This window comes from Lysinibacillus sp. EB106-09-02-XG168, assembly GCF_058791475.1.
In genome coordinates, this window is the sequence record NZ_JBYTDN010000003.1 from 4,287,302 (window position 1) to 4,306,280 (window position 18,979).

General features: G+C 37.4%; 14 protein-coding genes and 1 riboswitch. Of the genes, 3 read left to right on the forward strand and 11 right to left on the reverse strand.

The window, feature by feature from the left end; genetic code table 11:
- Positions 1-21 precede the first annotated feature (21 nt).
- Complete coding sequence (locus AC3WSO_RS21725) at positions 22-996, forward strand: proline dehydrogenase family protein (RefSeq protein ID WP_492533591.1); 975 nt, start codon at positions 22-24, stop codon at positions 994-996.
- A 238-nt stretch (positions 997-1,234) separates the two neighbouring features.
- Here AC3WSO_RS21725 and AC3WSO_RS21730 read toward each other — a convergent pair whose 3' ends face one another.
- The 11 genes from AC3WSO_RS21730 to AC3WSO_RS21780 form a co-directional block, all read right to left on the reverse strand.
- Positions 1,235-1,777 carry a methyltransferase gene (locus AC3WSO_RS21730; RefSeq protein WP_492533592.1) on the reverse strand — a complete coding sequence of 181 codons (543 nt, stop codon included), beginning with the start codon at positions 1,775-1,777 and terminating at the stop codon, positions 1,235-1,237.
- Positions 1,778-1,937: 160 nt separating this feature from the next.
- The gene (locus tag AC3WSO_RS21735) at positions 1,938-2,549 is read right to left on the reverse strand and encodes a response regulator (protein ID WP_492533594.1); all 612 of its coding nucleotides are present in this window, start codon (positions 2,547-2,549) and stop codon (positions 1,938-1,940) included.
- 16 nt (positions 2,550-2,565) lie between these two features.
- Positions 2,566-3,714, reverse strand: coding sequence for a sensor histidine kinase (locus AC3WSO_RS21740; protein ID WP_492533596.1), 1,149 nt, complete (start codon positions 3,712-3,714; stop codon positions 2,566-2,568).
- A gap of 139 nt (positions 3,715-3,853) precedes the next feature.
- Positions 3,854-4,885, reverse strand: coding sequence for a Delta(5) desaturase DesA (gene desA / locus AC3WSO_RS21745; protein ID WP_492533598.1), 1,032 nt, complete (start codon positions 4,883-4,885; stop codon positions 3,854-3,856).
- Positions 4,886-5,354: 469 nt separating this feature from the next.
- Entirely contained in the window at positions 5,355-5,855 is a 501-nt protein-coding gene (locus AC3WSO_RS21750) for a GNAT family N-acetyltransferase (protein ID WP_492534450.1), read from the reverse strand.
- A gap of 79 nt (positions 5,856-5,934) precedes the next feature.
- Positions 5,935-9,366, reverse strand: a complete 3,432-nt coding sequence (gene metH / locus AC3WSO_RS21755) for a methionine synthase (RefSeq protein WP_492533600.1) — start codon at positions 9,364-9,366, stop codon at positions 5,935-5,937.
- On the reverse strand, positions 9,359-11,206 hold the full coding sequence (locus AC3WSO_RS21760; RefSeq protein WP_492533602.1) for a bifunctional homocysteine S-methyltransferase/methylenetetrahydrofolate reductase: 1,848 nt from the start codon (positions 11,204-11,206) through the stop codon (positions 9,359-9,361). Before AC3WSO_RS21760 ends, metH begins: the two co-directional genes overlap by 8 nt.
- Positions 11,207-11,295: 89 nt before the next feature.
- Positions 11,296-11,395: riboswitch (SAM riboswitch) on the reverse strand.
- A 125-nt stretch (positions 11,396-11,520) separates the two neighbouring features.
- On the reverse strand, positions 11,521-12,909 hold the full coding sequence (locus AC3WSO_RS21765) for a protoporphyrinogen oxidase (protein ID WP_492533604.1): 1,389 nt from the start codon (positions 12,907-12,909) through the stop codon (positions 11,521-11,523).
- Positions 12,910-13,155: 246 nt separating this feature from the next.
- Positions 13,156-14,445 (reverse strand): protoglobin domain-containing protein, encoded by a 1,290-nt coding sequence (locus AC3WSO_RS21770; protein WP_492533606.1) that lies wholly within the window; start codon positions 14,443-14,445, stop codon positions 13,156-13,158.
- Between the two features lie 614 nt (positions 14,446-15,059).
- Entirely contained in the window at positions 15,060-16,346 is a 1,287-nt protein-coding gene (locus tag AC3WSO_RS21775) for an SEL1-like repeat protein (RefSeq protein ID WP_492533607.1), read from the reverse strand.
- A gap of 557 nt (positions 16,347-16,903) precedes the next feature.
- Positions 16,904-17,917: a YdcF family protein gene (locus AC3WSO_RS21780; protein ID WP_492533609.1), complete on the reverse strand. Its 1,014-nt coding sequence runs from the start codon at positions 17,915-17,917 to the stop codon at positions 16,904-16,906.
- Positions 17,918-18,199: 282 nt separating this feature from the next.
- Between AC3WSO_RS21780 and AC3WSO_RS21785 the strand changes: the two genes are divergently transcribed.
- Together AC3WSO_RS21785 and AC3WSO_RS21790 are read left to right on the forward strand one after the other, a co-directional pair.
- Entirely contained in the window at positions 18,200-18,661 is a 462-nt protein-coding gene (locus AC3WSO_RS21785) for a hypothetical protein (protein WP_492533611.1), read from the forward strand.
- Positions 18,649-18,936, forward strand: a complete 288-nt coding sequence (locus AC3WSO_RS21790) for a DUF2653 family protein (RefSeq protein WP_492533612.1) — start codon at positions 18,649-18,651, stop codon at positions 18,934-18,936. Before AC3WSO_RS21785 ends, AC3WSO_RS21790 begins: the two co-directional genes overlap by 13 nt.
- Positions 18,937-18,979: the final 43 nt, after the last annotated feature.

Sequence of the window (18,979 nt, forward strand, 5' to 3'; positions counted from 1 at the left end):
GCAGCAGTGAGGAGAATGACCATGTTATTACGCGATTTTTTCATCCATTTATCTGAAAACCAACTATTAAATAATACTGCAAAAAAATACGGCCTAAAATTAGGAGCACAAAGTGTAGTAGCTGGTACAAATATTGAAGAAACGATTGCTAGTATCAAAGAGCTAAACGCGCATAAAATCTCTTGTACAGTAGATAATTTAGGGGAATTTGTTTCAACCAAAGAAGAAGCAATAAAAGCTAAAGAACAAATCCTTGCTGTTATTGAGACTATTCACGAGAATAGCGTTGATGCGCATATTTCGTTAAAGCCATCTCAATTAGGTTTAGATATTGATGTTGATTTTTGCTACGATAACTTATATGAAATTGTAGAAAAAGCAGCAACATATGATATATTCGTAAACTTTGACATGGAAGACTATGATCGTTTACAAACATCTTTCGATATGGTTGAAGAGCTTTCCAAAACATTTAATAATGTGGGTACTGTTATCCAATCTTATTTTTACCGTGCAAAGGACGATATTGAAAAATTCCAGGATTACCGCCTTCGTATCGTAAAAGGTGCTTATAAGGAGCCTGTAGAAGTTGCTTTCCAAGATAAATTAGATATTGATTTAAATTTCATTGAGTTAATTGAATATCATTTACTACATGGTAAATTTACGTCCATCGCAACACATGACCATAATGTTATTGCACACGTAAAACGCTTTGTAGAGGACAATAATATTCCACTTGATAAATTCGAATTCCAAATGCTTTACGGCTTCCGTACAGATCTGCAAAAAGAGCTTGCAAAAGAAGGCTATAACTTCTGTGTATATGTACCATTCGGCGAAGATTGGTACGGCTACTTTATGCGCCGTTTAGCAGAGCGTCCTCAAAATCTTAATCTTGTTACAAAACAAGTATTTACGAAAAAAACGAACACAGTCCTTGCAGTAGCAGCAGGTGCATTCGTTCTTGGACGTTTAACAAAACGTAAAAAATAAGGTCTAACATAAAGAAGCCAGAAGCTTAATTGATTAAGCTTCTGGCTTTATTCTTTTCAAGAACGTACTTTCGACAGGCAACCACTAAACCGCTCCCCTCACTCACTGCTTTATTTCAAATTCTCAGTTTATCTGTTATTCTCACAAGTTAAATTCCATTTATTAGAAATATATTAAAAACGTGTAATAAAAATAATCAGTGAGGGTGATGAGAAGCCCCACTGATTAAAGTTTTAGATTACTCAACATGTAAAGCAATGGTAGAAACAATGGCTTCTGCTGCATACTCCCATTTACCATCTATAAGACTACCTAATTTTTGCCCAAGCTCTTGGATCATTTCTAGCGTAATCGGGATATCATTTTTTTGTGCTAATGTAGCAATAAACGGAGCAGATAAACTTGTCCATCCGCCACGATCAATTTTGATCTCCACTTGTTTTACTTCTCCGTTTTCTTTTTCAATACGATAGTAAAACTGATCATCTGGACGCCAGCTTAAGTGATGGGATATTTGCCCATTCACAACTGTTAGATGATCCTTTTTCGAAATAGAAACAGGTTTTACATTAAATTCATGACCTAGTACATTTAGTTTTTTGATTTCAGGTCCAACTAATGCTGCCTGAACAGCTTGATCCATACTACTTTCTAATGGGATAGATGACTCTGTCTCAACTATATCGTTGCTTGCAGCCAAAACAGCTGAAGGATTTACGCTTGTCACGACAAATGTTGTTGATAAAAAAGCTATTGAAGTAATTTTTGTAATTTTTCTCATAATCATTACCATCCTTACCATTAAAAAGTTTTATATTTACTAAATATTATCATTAGTAGTCAAAATATACAATATCAATTATTCTTTTATATTGACAAAAGGCACTGAATTTTAATTATTCAATGCCTTTTGTCTATTTTTTCTTAGTATAAGTGTATTATTACTTATTCCACCCTTTTTCCTTAAAACGAGCGATGGCTTCAATACGATTTCCAACATTTAATTTTTCTAAAATAGTGGAAATATAGTTACGGACAGTTCCTGCCGATAAAAACAGTTCTGCAGCAATTTCTTTTGTCGTCTTGCCCTCTGCAACGAGTGTCAGTACCTGACTCTCGCGGTCAGTTAAAGGATTTTCACTATCATCCTCATAGACAAAATCAACGAGTTCAGGCGCATATATTCTTTTGCCGTCCATAATTGTGCGAATGGCACTTGCCAATTCTTCTATCGGACTATCCTTTAGTAAATAGCCACGAACGCTGGCTTTTCTTGCACGCTCAAAATAACCTGGCCTTGCAAATGTCGTTAATATAATCACTTTACAATTAGAACCTGAGGCATGCAGTTCCTCGGCAGCATCCAATCCAGTTTTTACTGGCATTTCAATATCCATAATACAAATATCAGGCTGATGCTCTTCAACAAGCGCCAATGCTTCCTCACCATTTTTTGCTAAGCCGACGACCTCCATATCTTCCTCCATACTAAGTAATGAACGGAGTGCGCCTAATAGCATACCCTGATCTTCAGCAATTACAATTCGTATCATGTCACAGACCTCATTTCTATATGTTCTTCAGATTTTCTTTGACCTTCTGATGCGTAATCGCCACTGGAATCGACACTGTTAATGTAGTGCCCTCTTCACTTTCGATTTTAAAAGAACCGTTTATAAACTCTAACCGTTCTCGCATTCCCTTTAATCCGTTCCCTGTTTTCCATGCTTGCTTTTTGGAGATTCCTTGCCCATTATCACGAACAACTAAATATACTTCCTTAAAATTTTGATGGAAGGCAATTTCGCATTTTGTAGCACCACTATGTTTAACGACATTATTGACTGCCTCTTTTAAGCACATGGATAATACATTTTCTACAAGCGGTGGAGCTTGTAATGTATCTTTATCACCATTAAATACAAATTCCATTTCAGCAGCCTTTAATATTTGAGCAATACGCATAAGCTCGTCCTCAAACCTAGCCGTTCGCATGCCCGATACTAATTCACGTACTTCTTTTAATGCGATACTCGCCGTTTGACGAATATCCTTAATCTCTGTTAGAGCCTGCTGTGGATCACGCTCAATTAATCTTGAAGCTAAGTCACTTTTTAAACCTATCATCGACAACTTTTGACCGAGAGTATCATGCAAATCCCGAGCAATACGTTGGCGTTCTTCAAAAACAATTAACTCAGCTATTCGTTCATTAGCAGTCTCAAGCTGACCTTCTAAATTTTCGCGTTTATTTTTTGAATAAATCGTTAGTGGGAGAAGCACAACCGCTAAAATAGTTAAAACAACAAATGGTAGTTGTGATAAAAATAACTGTAGCTCAACAAAAAAGCCCACACCTGTAGAAATAACCGTAAAACCAATATGTAAACCATATATAATATAGAAGCCAACCGGTTTACGAAGATTTCCAATGAAGAAAGCTGTGAAAATTGATAAATACACATAGCCATACAATATCGTCATAACGATATTAATAACCATTTCAAAGCTAATCCACATATAAACAAGACCGTTTTTCGAATTCATGGAAAACCGATAGAAAATAAAGTATAGCATTAAAAATGTAATGCCAATTGATATTTCTAGATAAGATGATTTTCTAAAAATGAAGAAAAACGGTAGGAAACAGAAAATAATCCATAAATATATACTGAGCATTGGACTATTCGGGATAATACTTTGCCATTTCCTCAACATAATCTCACGCTCTTTCCTACTTTTCCCTCATTATAACAAGAAAATTTATTTTATGCCTGTACATGATTTTTACTGAGCCTGTTGTACAATGTTTACGTAAAACAGCCATCCCTTAGAAGAGATGGCTGAAAAAATTTTACTAAGCAGCAATACTGCCTCTTTCTTTTCGCTTAATTATTTCGTTAACGTCTTTAAAAGTTACAAACTTGCCTTGCTCTTCATCATACAACTTGTAACGTAATGATTCTAAGCTTGTACGTAACGTGATTGTCGTTGCAGTGTGTAATGGCGGTATGTCATTATGCGCCTTTTCAAGATTATAGTTCGGTACACGAGGAGCTAAATGGTGTACATGGTGGAAACCAATATTGCCTGTAACCCATTGTAATAGCTTTGGTAATTTATAATACGAGCTACCTTCGACAGCAGCCTTTACATAATCCCATTCTGCGTCATGCTCAAAATAAGAATCTTCATACGTATGCTGGATAAAAAATAACCAAATGCCAAGAGAAGCAGCCACAAACAATGTTACCCCATGCACTAATAAAAATGCTTGCCATCCCATAAAGAAAATTAAGGCTACACAGATTCCTACGATGACTACATTTGTTAAATACGTGTTAATACGTTCTTTCTGTTTAGCATCACTTCGATTACGACGATTTAAAATGAACACCATAAACAGTGGACCTAAGCCAAACATTACAAATGGATTACGGTAAAAACGATACCATAAACGTTGCCCTTTAGATGCTTGTAAAAACTCTTCCACTGTCATCATATCAATATCACCGATACCACGCTTATCTAAGTTCGAGCTAGTTGCGTGGTGAATTGTATGCTCACGTTTCCATTTTTCATATGGGAATGATGTTAAAACCCCAGTTACAAAACCAACCCAGTCGTTTGCTTTTTTACTTTTGAAAAATGAACCGTGTGTACAATCATGGAAAATAATAAAAGTTCGTACGACAAATCCAGCAGAAATTACACTTAACCCAGCTGTTAACCATGGTGAAACATCCACTAACATATAGCCAGCTACCCAAAGAGCAATTAAAGGTATAATCGTATTAACCATTTGAAAGATACTTTTAGCCGTATCAGATTTAGCAAATGGTGCTACGTCTTGGCGCAGTTTTTTTGTTTTTTCTTTATCTGTTGCCATTATATTTACTCCCTCGTTTCCTTTTTTCTTATGACCTCATCATAAAACAAGAGTACAATCATGCAACAGGAGCAAACATCATAAAAAGGATATGACATTTGTCATATCCTTTTATAATGTGTATATAGGAATAAATATAAATATGGCTTATCACTATAAAGTGGAGTTGATTTCCGTTCCGGCTGGGCGCTTTGTTACTGACGCTTCGCTTTCGCACAGTTAAAACATTTGTTGCTGACGCTTCGCTTTCGCGCAGAGGGCGTCCGATGAGCCGCTTGGGGCAATAGGATGTTGGTCACGAAGGCGTTATCACAGGACGTGATGCTTTTAGCCTTCGTTCCTCTATATCGCTGATCCCCGAGGAGTCGCCCAGCCTACACTCCAATCAACCTATTATACAACCCGTATTTCATCTTCAACCACTAGTATAAGCAGGCAAGCTGAAAAGATATGTCATGTCGAATACTTGCTATACTTTCGGTCCGGTTAACTGTAGCTGATAAAATACAAGATCTAGCCACTGCCCAAATTTATAGCCTGCGTTTTTTATTGTGCCCGCATATTCGAAGCCTAGTTTTTCATGTACTTTAATGCTTCCGATGTTTTCACCATCAATGCCCGCTACGAGTGTTTTCACATCTTGCTCTTTAGCAATTCGAATAAGCTCATGCATTAATTGGATAGCTATTCCCTTTTGATAATGATCTTTATGCACATATACAGAGTGCTCCATCGTATGCTTATAGCCTGGATATGGACGGAACTGACTATATGTTGCAAACCCCGCTACTGTGCCATTTACGTCAAAGACTAGCAGTGGATTACCGATTGTTTGCTGCTCCTTGAACCATCGTCTTTTTTCTTCTAACGATTGAGTTTCATATCGATAAACGGCTTTGCTCGTTAAAATAATGTCATTGTAAATATTTAAAACACCAGGTAAATCTTTCTCTTCCATTAATCGAATCATCATGTTCACGCCCTACTTCAATTATGCAGAAGCTTTAACCTTAACCTCTTTACATAAAGTTATACCACTTTTCCTAGCATTACACATTAAAATAACGAGCATTTGGATGTGCAAAGACTATTGCTGAAACAGAAGCTTCAGGCTCCATCATAAAGCCTTCCGTTAAATGTACACCAATGTCTTCTGGTTTTAATAAGCCAAACAATTTCTCTTGATCCTCTAAGTTCGGACATGCAGGATAACCAAATGAGAAGCGCTGCCCTTGATATTTTGCTGCGAAACGATCACGCATTGTAAAATCTGTCGCATCCGGGAAGCCCCATTGATCACGAATTTCTTGGTGCATACGCTCCGCAAAGCCTTCCGCAAGCTCAAGTGCTGTAGATTGTAATGCATGACTATCAAGGAATTTCCCTTCCTCTTTTAGCTGACGAGCCTTCGTCATAACCCCTTGTCCAGCTGTTACTACCATTAAGGAAATATAGTCCATTTCACCGCTTTCAACTGTTTTCAGGAAATCTGCAAGACATAAAAACGGTTCAACTTGCTGACGTGGGAAGGTAAATCGTTCAATTTCTGTTTTGCTATCTGCTGGATCATAAACGACTACATCATCCCCATCGGCTTGTGCAGGGAAAAACTGATACACACCCGAAGGCTTCAATAAATCACTTTGTAAATAAGCGTCGACTAAATCTTTTAACTCTGTTGCCCTTGCATCGCCAGCATCAAGCAACTGCTGTACTTGACCTTTTAAGCCTAGGTGATGTCCAAGTAATGTCCGCATATTAACATATGGATATAAATGTGAAACAGCATAATCTCTCTTTACATGGCGGCGCAAATCAGCCGGAAGAAAGACAGAAGCTTCCTTTACCGTGCGTACAGGCTTAACAGTTACCTCTTTAGCCGGGCGAGCCGCTCTTTTTTCGTCTGCTTCTAAGCGTTTTTTGCGAGATTCCTCAATTTCAACTAAGAAATCAGCACGTGTATCTGTCCCCATTAACCGATTTACTTGCTCTAATCCTTGCATCGCATCCTTTGAATAAATGACAGGACCATTATATTCGCCGGCGATTTTTGTTTCGGTAAAGCGACGGGATAATGCCGCTCCCCCTACTAAAATAGGAACATCAATGCCCGCTTCTTTGAAATCTTGAGCTGTAATAACCATTTGCTGTGCTGATTTTACAAGTAAGCCTGAAAGCCCGATGAAATCTGGCTTCTCCTTACGAATCGTTTCTATTAACTGAGCAGGTGTTACTTTAATGCCAAGATCAATTACCTTATAGCCATTATTACTTAAAATAATATCGACAAGGTTTTTCCCAATATCATGCACATCGCCTTTTACAGTAGCGAGTACCATTTTCCCCTTGCCAGCACTCTCTTCATTTTTCTCCATGAATTGCTCTAAATGTGCCACTGCTGCCTTCATAACCCCTGCTGATTGCAACACCTCCGCTACGATGAGCTGATTATCGTTAAATAAACGGCCTACCTCTGCCATTCCGTCCATTAATGGGCCATTAATAATATCAAGCGGTGTTTCAAAAATTTCACGAGCAGCATCTAGATCCTCAATAAGCCCTTCCTTTGTACCTTCTAAAATATAGTAAGCTAAGCGACCTTCTACTGTTTTCGGAATATCTGCCTCTGTTTTTTCCTTCTTTTTATCACGATAGAAATCCGTGAATACAGCTAATGTTTCATCATTTGTATGGAAGAGTAAATCATTGGCTAGCTTAATTTCTTCCTCAGGAATGGATGCATAACGTTCTAGCTTCTCCGTATTCACAATTGCATAATCTAATCCAGCCTGTGTACAGTGATATAAATATACGGCATTTAATACTTCACGACCTACTGGTGGTAATCCGAACGAAATATTACTTACACCAAGTACCGTTAATGTACGTGGCATTTTTTCTTTAATCAGGCGAATTCCTTCTACCGTTTCAAGTGCTGAGCCAATATACTGCTCATCTCCCGTTCCTACTGGGAACATTAATGGGTCAAAGATAATATCTTCAGGAGCAATACCCCACTTTTCTGTTAACAATTTATAGGAACGTTCAGCAATCTCAAGCTTGCGCTGTCGATCAACCGCCATGCCTTGCTCATCAATTGTCCCCACTACTAAAGAGGCACCATATTTTTTCACTAGCGGTAAAACTGCGTCAAAGCGCTCCTCGCCATCCTCTAGGTTTATAGAGTTAATGATTGCTTTTCCTTGAGAAAACTTAAGTGCTTCCTCAATTACTTTTTCATCTGTCGAGTCAATTACAAGAGGTACTTTTACTTTTTTTACAACCTCCTGCATAAAGCCACGCATATCTTCTAGTTCATCGCGGTCAGGGTTTGCTAAACAAATATCGATAACGTGTGCTCCATTTTTCACTTGGGCACGCGCGATTTCTGCAGCTTCTTCAAACTTCCCGTCAATAATTAAATTTTTAAACTTACGAGAACCGATTACATTTGTCCGTTCTCCAATAAATAACGGACGCATAGAATCGTCATACACCAATGGCTCGATACCTGAAACTACATGACCATGTGTGGCATCTGGTAATTGACGAGGCTGTTGGTCCTTTAGCACTTCTCGAATAGCAGCAATATGTGCTGGAGTTGTACCACAGCAGCCTCCTACAATATTTAGCCACCCTTTTTCTGCAAAGCCTTTTAGCTTTTGTGACAGCGATTCAGGTGACTCATGATAGCAGCCTTCCTCGTCAGGTAAGCCTGCATTCGGGTAACAGCTAATATAGCCTGTTGAAAGCTCTGCAAGTGAACGGATATGATCCGTCATAAACTCTGGTCCAGTTGCACAGTTTAAGCCAACTGATAATGGCTTAATATGCTCGATGGAAATGTAAAAAGCATCAATTGTTTGGCCGGCCAATGTTGTTCCCATCGGTTCAATTGTTCCCGATATCATCACAGGTAGCTCTTTTTCAGTTTCCTTAAAAGCACGAGATACCCCCAATGTTCCTGCCTTAACATTCAACATATCCTGACTAGTTTCTAGCAACAGAACGTCGGCTCCAGCTTCGATTAATGCCTTGGCCTGAACATAGAAGTTTTCCTCTAACTCATCAAATGTAATACCACCTGTAACCGACAAGGTTTTTGTAGTTGGTCCCATAGCCCCCGCTACAAAACGTGGCCAATCGGATGTAGAAAACTCATCTACTACTTTGCGTGCAATTTCCACAGCACGTGTATTGATTTCTTCTGCCTTTGCACCAAGATCATATTCATTTAATACAAGTGGTGTACTTCCAAATGTATTTGTACAAATAATATCTGCTCCAGCTTCTAAATATTTTCTATGAACTTTTTCAAGCACATCTGGTCTAGTTAGCACGAGATTTTCATTACAGCCATCATATTCCTCGCCGCCAAAATCCTCTGCTGATAAATTTTCATTTTGTAGCATTGTACCCATTGCGCCATCAAGAATTAAAATTCGTTTCTCTAGTTGTTCTTCAATCAAGTGCTTAGCCATTTATACTTACCCCTTTTTTCTGTTCATCCAATTGCTCAATAAATTTCATCAATTCTAGTGTCATGTCATAGCGTAAAAATGGTGTGATGAGGTAAATACCATTGAAATATTCCGCTGCTACTTCTACTAATTCCTTCGCAATTGCAATTCCTTCTAGTGTTGCGCGTTCTTTATCATCGCCACATGCCTTCATACGGGCTAATACATCATCGGATAGTTTGATACCTGGCACTTCATGATGTAAAAACTCCGCACTTTTATAGCTCGTTACTGGCATAATGCCTATATAAATCGGTGTTTCTAAATGCTTTGTCGCCTCGTAAATTTCCACGATTTTTTCCTTTGTATAGACAGGCTGCGAAATAAAATAATCTGCCCCATATTCAATTTTCTTCTCTAATCGAGATACCGCGCGATCTAGTACACGTACATTAGGATTAAAGGCAGCCGCTACAGAGAAATTCGCCTTTTTACGAAGTGGTTTCCCAGAGAACGATACACCTTCGTTTAACTGTTTTATTAATTGGATTAGCTCCATTGAAGATACGTCATAAACGCTTGTGGCCCCTGGGAAATCGCCCACCTTCGTCGGATCTCCAGTCACTGCTAAAATATCGTGAATGCCTAGTGCGTTTAATCCCATTAAATGTGATTGAAGTCCAATTAAATTACGATCTCGGCATGTTATATGAGTTAACGGTCTTACCCCGTGTGTTTCTTTCAGTAAGGCACCCATTGCGACATTACTAATCCTTGGAGAAGCAAGTGAATTATCTGCCATCATGACTACATCTGCGCCTGCCTCATATATTTTTCTTGCTCCTGCAATAAAGCCTTCGATTTCTAAATGTCTTGGTGTATCTAATTCCACTATAACTGAGCGTTCACGTTTTACTTTTACATGTAATGGTTCATAATTTGCTGGCTCAGCCTCACGGACAATCTCTACTTTTTCTGGCTTTGCATACTTTTCTTCGACTGGGGATAACTCCTCTAAGTACTTTTTCGCTGCAGCAATATGCTTTGGTGTCGTACCACAGCAACCACCAATTAAACGTACCCCCTGATCACGAAGCTCTACAGCTGCTCGACCAAAATAATCTGCCTCCGACTCATAAACGACACGGCCATCCTCTACATCAAGAAGAGAAGCGTTCGGATACGCTGACATAAATGCTTTCTTAGGAAGCTCTACACCTTCAAATGCTTGTATTGTATGGTGAGGACCTAAGCGACAGTTAACACCTACGAGATCAGCACCTAGAGCTTCAAGTTCATGTAAAGCGTTATTTAAGCTCATTCCATTTTGTAAAATTCCTGGTTCGTGCATTGAAACTTGAGCAATAATCGGTAATTTCGTTTTAGCTCGTAGCATTGCTAAAGTCTCTGTTAATTCTTCAAAATCATAATATGTCTCAAGTAAAAGGCCATCTGGATTTCCTGCAAGTAAAACGGTTGCCTGCTCATCAACTGTTGCTAAAATTTCCTCTAACGTTGCATCGCTTTTTCGAATACCACGGATTCCCCCAATAGTACCTAAGACAAATTGTCCACCTTCTGCCGCTGCTCGTTTTGCAATCGTTATAGCAGCTTCATTAAACTGCTGCACACGAGATTCTAATCCATAGCGGGCTAATTTTATGGCATTAGCTCCGTAAGTGTTCGTTTGAATAATATCGGCACCTGCTGCTATATACTCTCTATGAATCTTTTCAATTAATTCAGGTCTTTGTATATTCATTTCCTCATGGCAATACTCCAAGCCATAGCCATATAAAACTGTACCAATTGCACCATCTGCTGTAAGAACATGCGTTTTCAACCTTTCAAGCAATCCCATAAAACTAGCCTCTCTTCCTTTATTTATGAAAATAAAAAAGCCTTCTTTTACAAAAAAAGAAGGCTTTAACGTTTCGTCATTGTTTTTCCTTCTCATCTTCGACACTACGGTCCTCTGGATTTAGCACCTGACAATAAGTTGGTTGCTGAAGCTTCATAGGGCCAGTCCCTCAGCTTCTCTTGATAAGAATGTTGTATGAATTTTTTAAATAATTAAAAGAATCATATCGTTTACGAACGATTGAGTCAAGACTATTTCACAGAACAGAGGTAAAACTTCACGAAAAATACCAGATTTTGATTTAAATCAAACAATTACGATAGTTTTTCAGCAAGCTCCTCACCAATTTTTTTACCATTTTGAATACACGCACCTATGCCTACTCCGAAATAAGAGCACCCCGCTATTGATAAATTCGGATAGTTTTTCTCAAGCTCTTGTACGAGACCTTGCAACGCTTCACGATGTGCCAAATCATACTTTGGCATTTGGTCGATCCATTTTGTCACGTCCACAATTGTTGGCGTTTCCTCAATCCCCAAGCTTTTTCTTACATCCTCTAGAGCAACCGCTGCTAACTCTTCATCTGACATCAAACGCAATCTCTCATACTCAGGGTTAATGCTCTTATAAAAAAGTCGTACAAGTAATTTTCCTTCTGCTGACGTGTGTTTCCACTTGCGACTTGTCCACGTTGCTGCATTACAAATAACATCCGAATTATGTGACACAATATAGCCTGTTCCATCCGCAGGTAATCTATTATCTGGTACATCAAACCCTAAGTAAATCGTAATGGCGGATGCAGTATTAAATTGTTCAAAATAGCCATTCAAAGATTCATCCTGCAATAAACTTTGTACCGCTTCATTTGGCAGTGCCATGACAACATGATTTGCTTCAATTATTTTACCGTTTGCTAATGTAATGGAGTACTGATTCTCCTGCTTTTTAACACTTGTAGTGGCAATCCCTTTTATAATTTCTACATCCGTTAATGTTTCTTCAAGTCGATCAATTAGTGATGATAAACCATTTTTAAATGAAATAAATTTTTTATTGGCTGCTTTCAAAAATTGTTCCCTGTTTGCATCAAAGCCTTTAATAATACTACCGTAATCGTTTTTGTAATCGATTAAATACGGTAAAGTGGAAGCAATTGAAAGTTGATATAAATCTCCCGAGTATACACCTGCAAGTACGGGCGCTATTTGGTTTTGAACAATCTCCTCACCTAAATAGTACGTTAAAAATTCCCCAATCGAACTTTCCTTTGTAAACGCTCCATTTGGCATGGTTAAATCCTTTAATGCTTCTTTTTTACCTTGCTCTGATACAAGCGTGCTTTCCTCAAGAGATTGTACGCTCATAGGAATACCAAACGTTGAATCTGCTGGGATAGCATGTAGCTCATTATTTGTGTAAATATACGAAACACCCGTTTCGTTATACACAAGATTTTGTTCAAAATTAAGTTCTTCTACTAACTCCCTAACACCTTTATGACGCGCTACTATAGAATCTGCTCCTGTTTCCATGATAAAGCCTTGTTCATGTGCAGAGTGAAGCTTACCACCAAGGTATGTATTTTTTTCAACGAGTACAAGCTTTACATTTAAGTTTTTCTCCTGAACTTGGCGTTGTAAATAATGCATCGTACACAAACCCGTAATTCCGCCACCTAATACAACAACTGTTTTCATATTAACCGCCCCTATTTTTAGTTCTTTATTTCAGTATAAACTTTTTTCATCGAAAATTACGTTAAACCCTTTACAAATTTAGCAAAAATGGAGCTATCCAGCGCATAGGATAGCTCCATTTTCTCTATGTTCAATTAGTATATATTGAATTTAACAGCATATTTTCACCGGCATCTTTTATCTACCTAGTGGATCGATCGTATATATTAACAGTTGATATAGTGATATTTATAGCTTTTCACTCCATTAATTTAAATTTTGTGCAAAGCTAGCTAGTTCTTCAGCGGAATTTTTCACTTCATTAAAAGCAATACCTAATTGACTTAGTACTTCTACTATTGCTTGTACTTCTTGTTCCATCTGTCCATTTTGTTCTTTGGCTTCGGTCATAGCGTCCAATATGTTAGTAAATTGACCTTCCGTTCGAACCATGTTTTCCTCACCAGAAGTTACCTCTTCTTGAATATTACTAAGCGAGTAAACAAGTTTATCAGTCCGCTCATTCGTTTTATGTAGTAAAGTCGCAACCGATGTGACAGATTCCTTTGTTTGAATCGATAGTTTTCTCACTTCATCTGCAACAACACTAAAGCCTTTACCCGCTTCTCCAGCGCGAGCCGCTTCTATTGCCGCATTTAAAGCTAACAAGTTCGTTTGATTAGCAATATTTGTCACAACATTCATAATCAATTCCATTTCCCTTGACATATCTGCCAACTGTGTAATATTTTCCGCTATACCATCAAGCGAGTTAATAATATTACTCATATTTTGCGATTGATTCTTTAATCGTTCACGACCTTCTAATGCCTGACTCTCAGCCATTGTCGACACTTGAAGTGAATTTTTTGCCAGTTGTTTAATTTCATCCGATTGTTCACTTAAGCGATAAAACGAATTGTTTGTTTCCAATGATATTGTGGCAAGACCTTCCGAAGACGCTACGATCTTTTTCTCTATTACTTCTTTTCTACGTTCTATTTTTTCATGATGTTGTTCAATGGTATGCTCAAAAGCCTCTAAAACTAACTGTTGCTCAAAATTAGATATCTTTGAGATAGCCCTAATTGTATTAAGTTGATCCATTGGATGATGAACATGTTCTTCAACTAAGTCTATAAATGATGCCGTTAAATCTTGAAAAGCACAAATATACCATTGTGTTTTAAGCCCTATATGTACATGTACTTTAGCAATTTTTACTCTTCTTTGATAAAAATCATCATTAATCGTACCATTAAACATTTCAATAATATGACGTCTTAAAGTAATTTTCAGCTTCTCTACAGAGCTATGTTTGTTAATAATATCTACTAGAGTACGTTCAGTTACAATCATTTCATAAAATCGATTAACAATGTTATCAATATTGCCTTCTACAAAAGGTTGAAAGGCTTTTAAATATTGTAAATCCCGCTTCGTCAATTTAAGCAAATCAATTTGCTTTTTTATTGAATGGCGATTCGCTATATCCATTTCTACAATGTATTGCTCTAAATCTAACGCCATTGTCTTTCTCTGTTTTTGAAAAATCACACATTTACCCTCTTTCATGCCGTGTACTTTTAAAAGCTGAGAAAAATTTTATTCCATTCACTAAAAAATAAAAAACATCACCATAACGTAGAGTTGGTTTCCATTCGAGCTAGGCGCCTTCCTGTGGAATTGTCATCCCTAACTTTTAGTGAGAACACCCTCAGGATATTAATATGTATTACTTATGACTCTATTTTTTGTTACGGGCTACAATCAACTAAAATTGGTAACTTTATATTAGCTATCGCTACTAACTGCCTTGCAAAATCCCTCATATACCTTATACATTTTATAAATAGCTGTCAATTTTCACAAATACATTTTTTTACATTAATTGAATAAAAAGTACCTGTTATCTTACTTATTATCTAAAACAGAAAAAAAGCTACCACAATACTTTTGGGTAGCTAATTGACATCATCTCTGTTTTTTTATGCCTATTTTTCCTTTGTTTTAGTTCGGGGTATTACCACTTTATTATATTGATATTTTCACGGCCAATTACAAATGATGATATATACCCATAAGACGCAACAAAATTAAAACTTAATATCTATCTCAAAAAGGGTGATAATTGAATCTAAAAACCTATTATTTTTTTTAATAAAAAATACTTATTTCCCTTTCAATTCTTGCAGTAAAATTACCGCTTCCTCACTTCCTGCATCTGCTGCAAGTCCATACCATTTTATAGCCTCTTTAATATTTCTAGCTATTCCTTCCCCTTTATTGTATATGTGCCCTAGTTGTAATTTTGCTTCCGAATCACCTTGAAGGGCGGCTTGTTTAAACCAATGAATACCTTTTTCAATATTCCGTATACCTGTTAACCCTTGGCTCCAAATAAAGCCCAAATCATAAAAGGCATCGACATGATATTGCTTCGCTGCTCTTTCATACCAATATAATCCATGGTTCACATCTTTCTGTTGCCCTAACCGACCCTCTAGATAGATTCCTCCAAGCCTATATTGTGCCTCAACATAGCCTACTTCAGCAGATTTTTTATAATAGCTACAAGCTTGCTCCTCGTCTTTGTCGACTCCTAATCCCTGCTCGTATATAATTCCGAGTGTAAACATGGCCTCTGCCACACCTTGTTGTGCGGCAAATTCGAACCACTTCTTCGCAAGTACCAAATTTTCTGGCACTCCCTCACCGTTAAAATACATATCCGCTAAATTATTCGCGGCATCTGGATGCCCTTGCTTTGCTGCAGCCTCGTACAGCGAAAAAGCCATGTTATAGTTTTCTTCTACACCTATACCTTCAAAGTGAAAATTACCTAGAGCATATTGTGCATCAGCATTATCTTGTGATGCCGCTAACTCGAACCACTTCACAGATTTTTCTGGTTGGAAATGTGTCCCATCGATTGCACTATAATATTCACCAAGTTGAAACTGTGCATCCGCATCCTGTTCCTCGATGGCATCTTTGTACAAGTCAATGATTACTTCATGATCAAGATCTTCTTCGTCAAATGCTTCAACTTGCTCATTTTGATGAATAAAATACCATTCCAATATATCAAGTACATCATCAACAACTTCAACGCAATTAGCTAACTTCTCCAATGAAGAAATTTGCCAAATGAAAATATAGATAGGGAGTGGAATTGCTTCACGCAGTAAATCATCATATTCAGCTAAAAGCGTTAGCACATTCTCCTGTACTGACTGTGTCTGTTCTGGATGTATTATTTGTAAATGTCGTTGTTGTTTTTTTTTCAATAATCCCTGCACAACTCGATATACAATTTTGTGCAAGGCTGCTAACTGTACTTCTTTGACTGCTATCAAATCAATATTTTGCGCAAAACACGTATCTTGTGTTTGCGCGAGCTTTTGTAGGGACCCTATTCGCTCTTTATTTTTTTTTGCTAAAAATTGCCCATACATTCGTTTCCCCCCTCGCACACTACTATCAATTTCGCCTTGGCATAATTGTTGTTGCTGTCGCTACGTTGCACTGCGCTTTCGCACAGAAAACATTTTGTTGCTGTCGCTACGTTGCACTGCGCTTTCGCACAGAAAACATTTTGCTGCTGTCGCTTCGTTGCACTGCGCTTTCGCACAGAAAACATTTTGTTGCTGTCGCTTCGTTGCACTGCGCTTTCGCACAGAAAACATTTTGTTGCTGTCGCTTCGTTGCACTGCGCTTTCGCACAGAAAACATTTTGTTGCTGTCGCTTCGTTGCACTGCGCTTTCGCACAGAAAACATTTTGTTGCTGTCGCTTCGTTGCACTGCGCTTTCACACAGAAAACATTTTGTTGCTGTCGCTTCGTTGCACTGCGCTTTCGCATAGAAAACATTTTGTTGCTGTCGCTTCACTTTCACTACAGAAAACATTTGCCGCTGTCGCACAGATCAATTGCCACAGGACGTGGCACTCTTAGACTGAATGGAAATAAAATGCACCTTGCCACTATTATATGGAAGACAGCTATATATTGGTTACACATATGCTCTCAATATTAAGCCAATAAACAATGTAATAAACAAAAAGACAGTGACATGAATCCATTTATACATTTCTAATAAACCAATAAATTCACGAGTAAATGCATTAGGTACATAATAAAAGGCTGTCTTTGAACCAACACCTTGTGCATCAAGCTTCGCCTTTTTGGCATAAATACTTGCACGAAAAACATGAAAATTATTCGTTACGAATAAGGATCGATATTTTTTCCCCTGAGCATGTTTATCCATAATTTCTTTTGAGAATGCCATATTCTGCTCAGTATTTGTCGATTGATCCTCCATAAATACTTTTTGAGACGGTATTTGATGTTCGTCAACTATATATTTTTTCATGGCATATGCTTCTGATACTTTTTCATCATTTCCCTGTCCACCTGAGACGATAATATAAGGTCGTTCATCATATTTTTGAAACTGCTTTACTGCCTCGTTTAAACGGCTAGCTAAAAGCGGCGGTACCTTATCTCCGATTAGTCCTGACCCTAACACAATAATATAGTTAGGCTCATAAAAGATAGGCGTAAAATGATATAGAGTAGCGTAGGCCATTATGCTTGTATATAAAAACATTGTATAACCGAAAACCAAGAACCCATAGAAGAAAAGAATATGCCAAAGATCATTTTCTATATTCATAAAAATCACAAATACATACCAAATCATCATAATAAAAAAACTCAAACCAAAAACAGCTAACAATAGATTTCGTACTTTACGCCCTTCTTTTTCAAGTAAAACTTTACTATTAAAAAACGTAGCTATCGATAAAATAAACATTATACTCGGGAAACTTCCAAGTATTACGACTATACCCATCTTCGACACAATCCCCTGCTCATTCGGGAGAAATACAGGATGACTAAGTATATTGCCTAAAATAAATAACCCTACAAAACCAAGAACTACTGCATTGAAAAAACGTCTTCTTTCCGTTATATAAAAAATTAAAAAAATTGAAATTAATAGTAGTAATGTTGAAATCATCGTTTCACTCCTTTCTTTCCATATACCCTTTTTAAGGCTTATCCTCTTCACTCGAGATTGAATTCCGTTCCTACTAGGGGCGGACGTCCAACCTCCACTACAATTAACGATATAAGTAATGCATGTCCAACATTTGGATTAACATTGTCACTACTTGTTCAAATTTGTGCATATACCTAAATTGATGAAAGCGTTTATTTTATTTTTCGAGATGGTTCATGTAAAATTACTATTAGATTAGTTTATGACAAAACTAAAAATTATATTGGAGGAATGTAAGTAATGAAAAAAATTCTTGCCGCTCTTTTTGCAGCGACACTTATGTTTGCAGCTGTAGGTGCAACATTGTTCATCTCAGATACACCAACTGCAGAAGCTAAATCCTATAAGTCAGGTAAAAAAGGCTTCTCAAACAATAATAATAACAATAGCTCAAATTTCCAAAAATCTCAGGATAAATCTAAAGATCAAAATAATGCGACAACAAATAAAAGCACAAACAAAACGGATTCAACAGCTAAGAAAGGTGGCTTCTTCTCAGGCGGTCTTATGAAAGGCTTAATGCTTGGTGGCTTAGCTGGCTTATTATTCGGAAGTCTTTTCAGTGGTATGGGTATGCTTGGTAATATTTTAGGCTTATTAATTAACGTTGCAGCCATCATGGTTATCATAATGCTAGTTGTAAAAATTGTTAATATGTTTAAAGATAAAAAGCGTAAAGAGGAAGCACAATGGCACAAATAATTAATGAGCAAGATATTATTAATGCAATTTGCTTATCTCAGGCTTACTATAAAAACATTCGCCCTGAGGATGTACTTGTAGAACTAACATACGATGATGACGCGGGCTTCGGTGCAGAAGTTGAAACGAATGGTCAAGTCGAGATGTTCAATACATCAGCAATGATTGGCGCACTACGTGTATGGATTAAAGACGTCCTACATGGTGATCCATTTTCAACAGGAATCGAATTAGTCTTAGACGATGAAGAAGGCATCATTGCTAAACTATCATAAATAAGTAAAGAATAGCAGTTCAGTAAATCTTATAGATTTATTG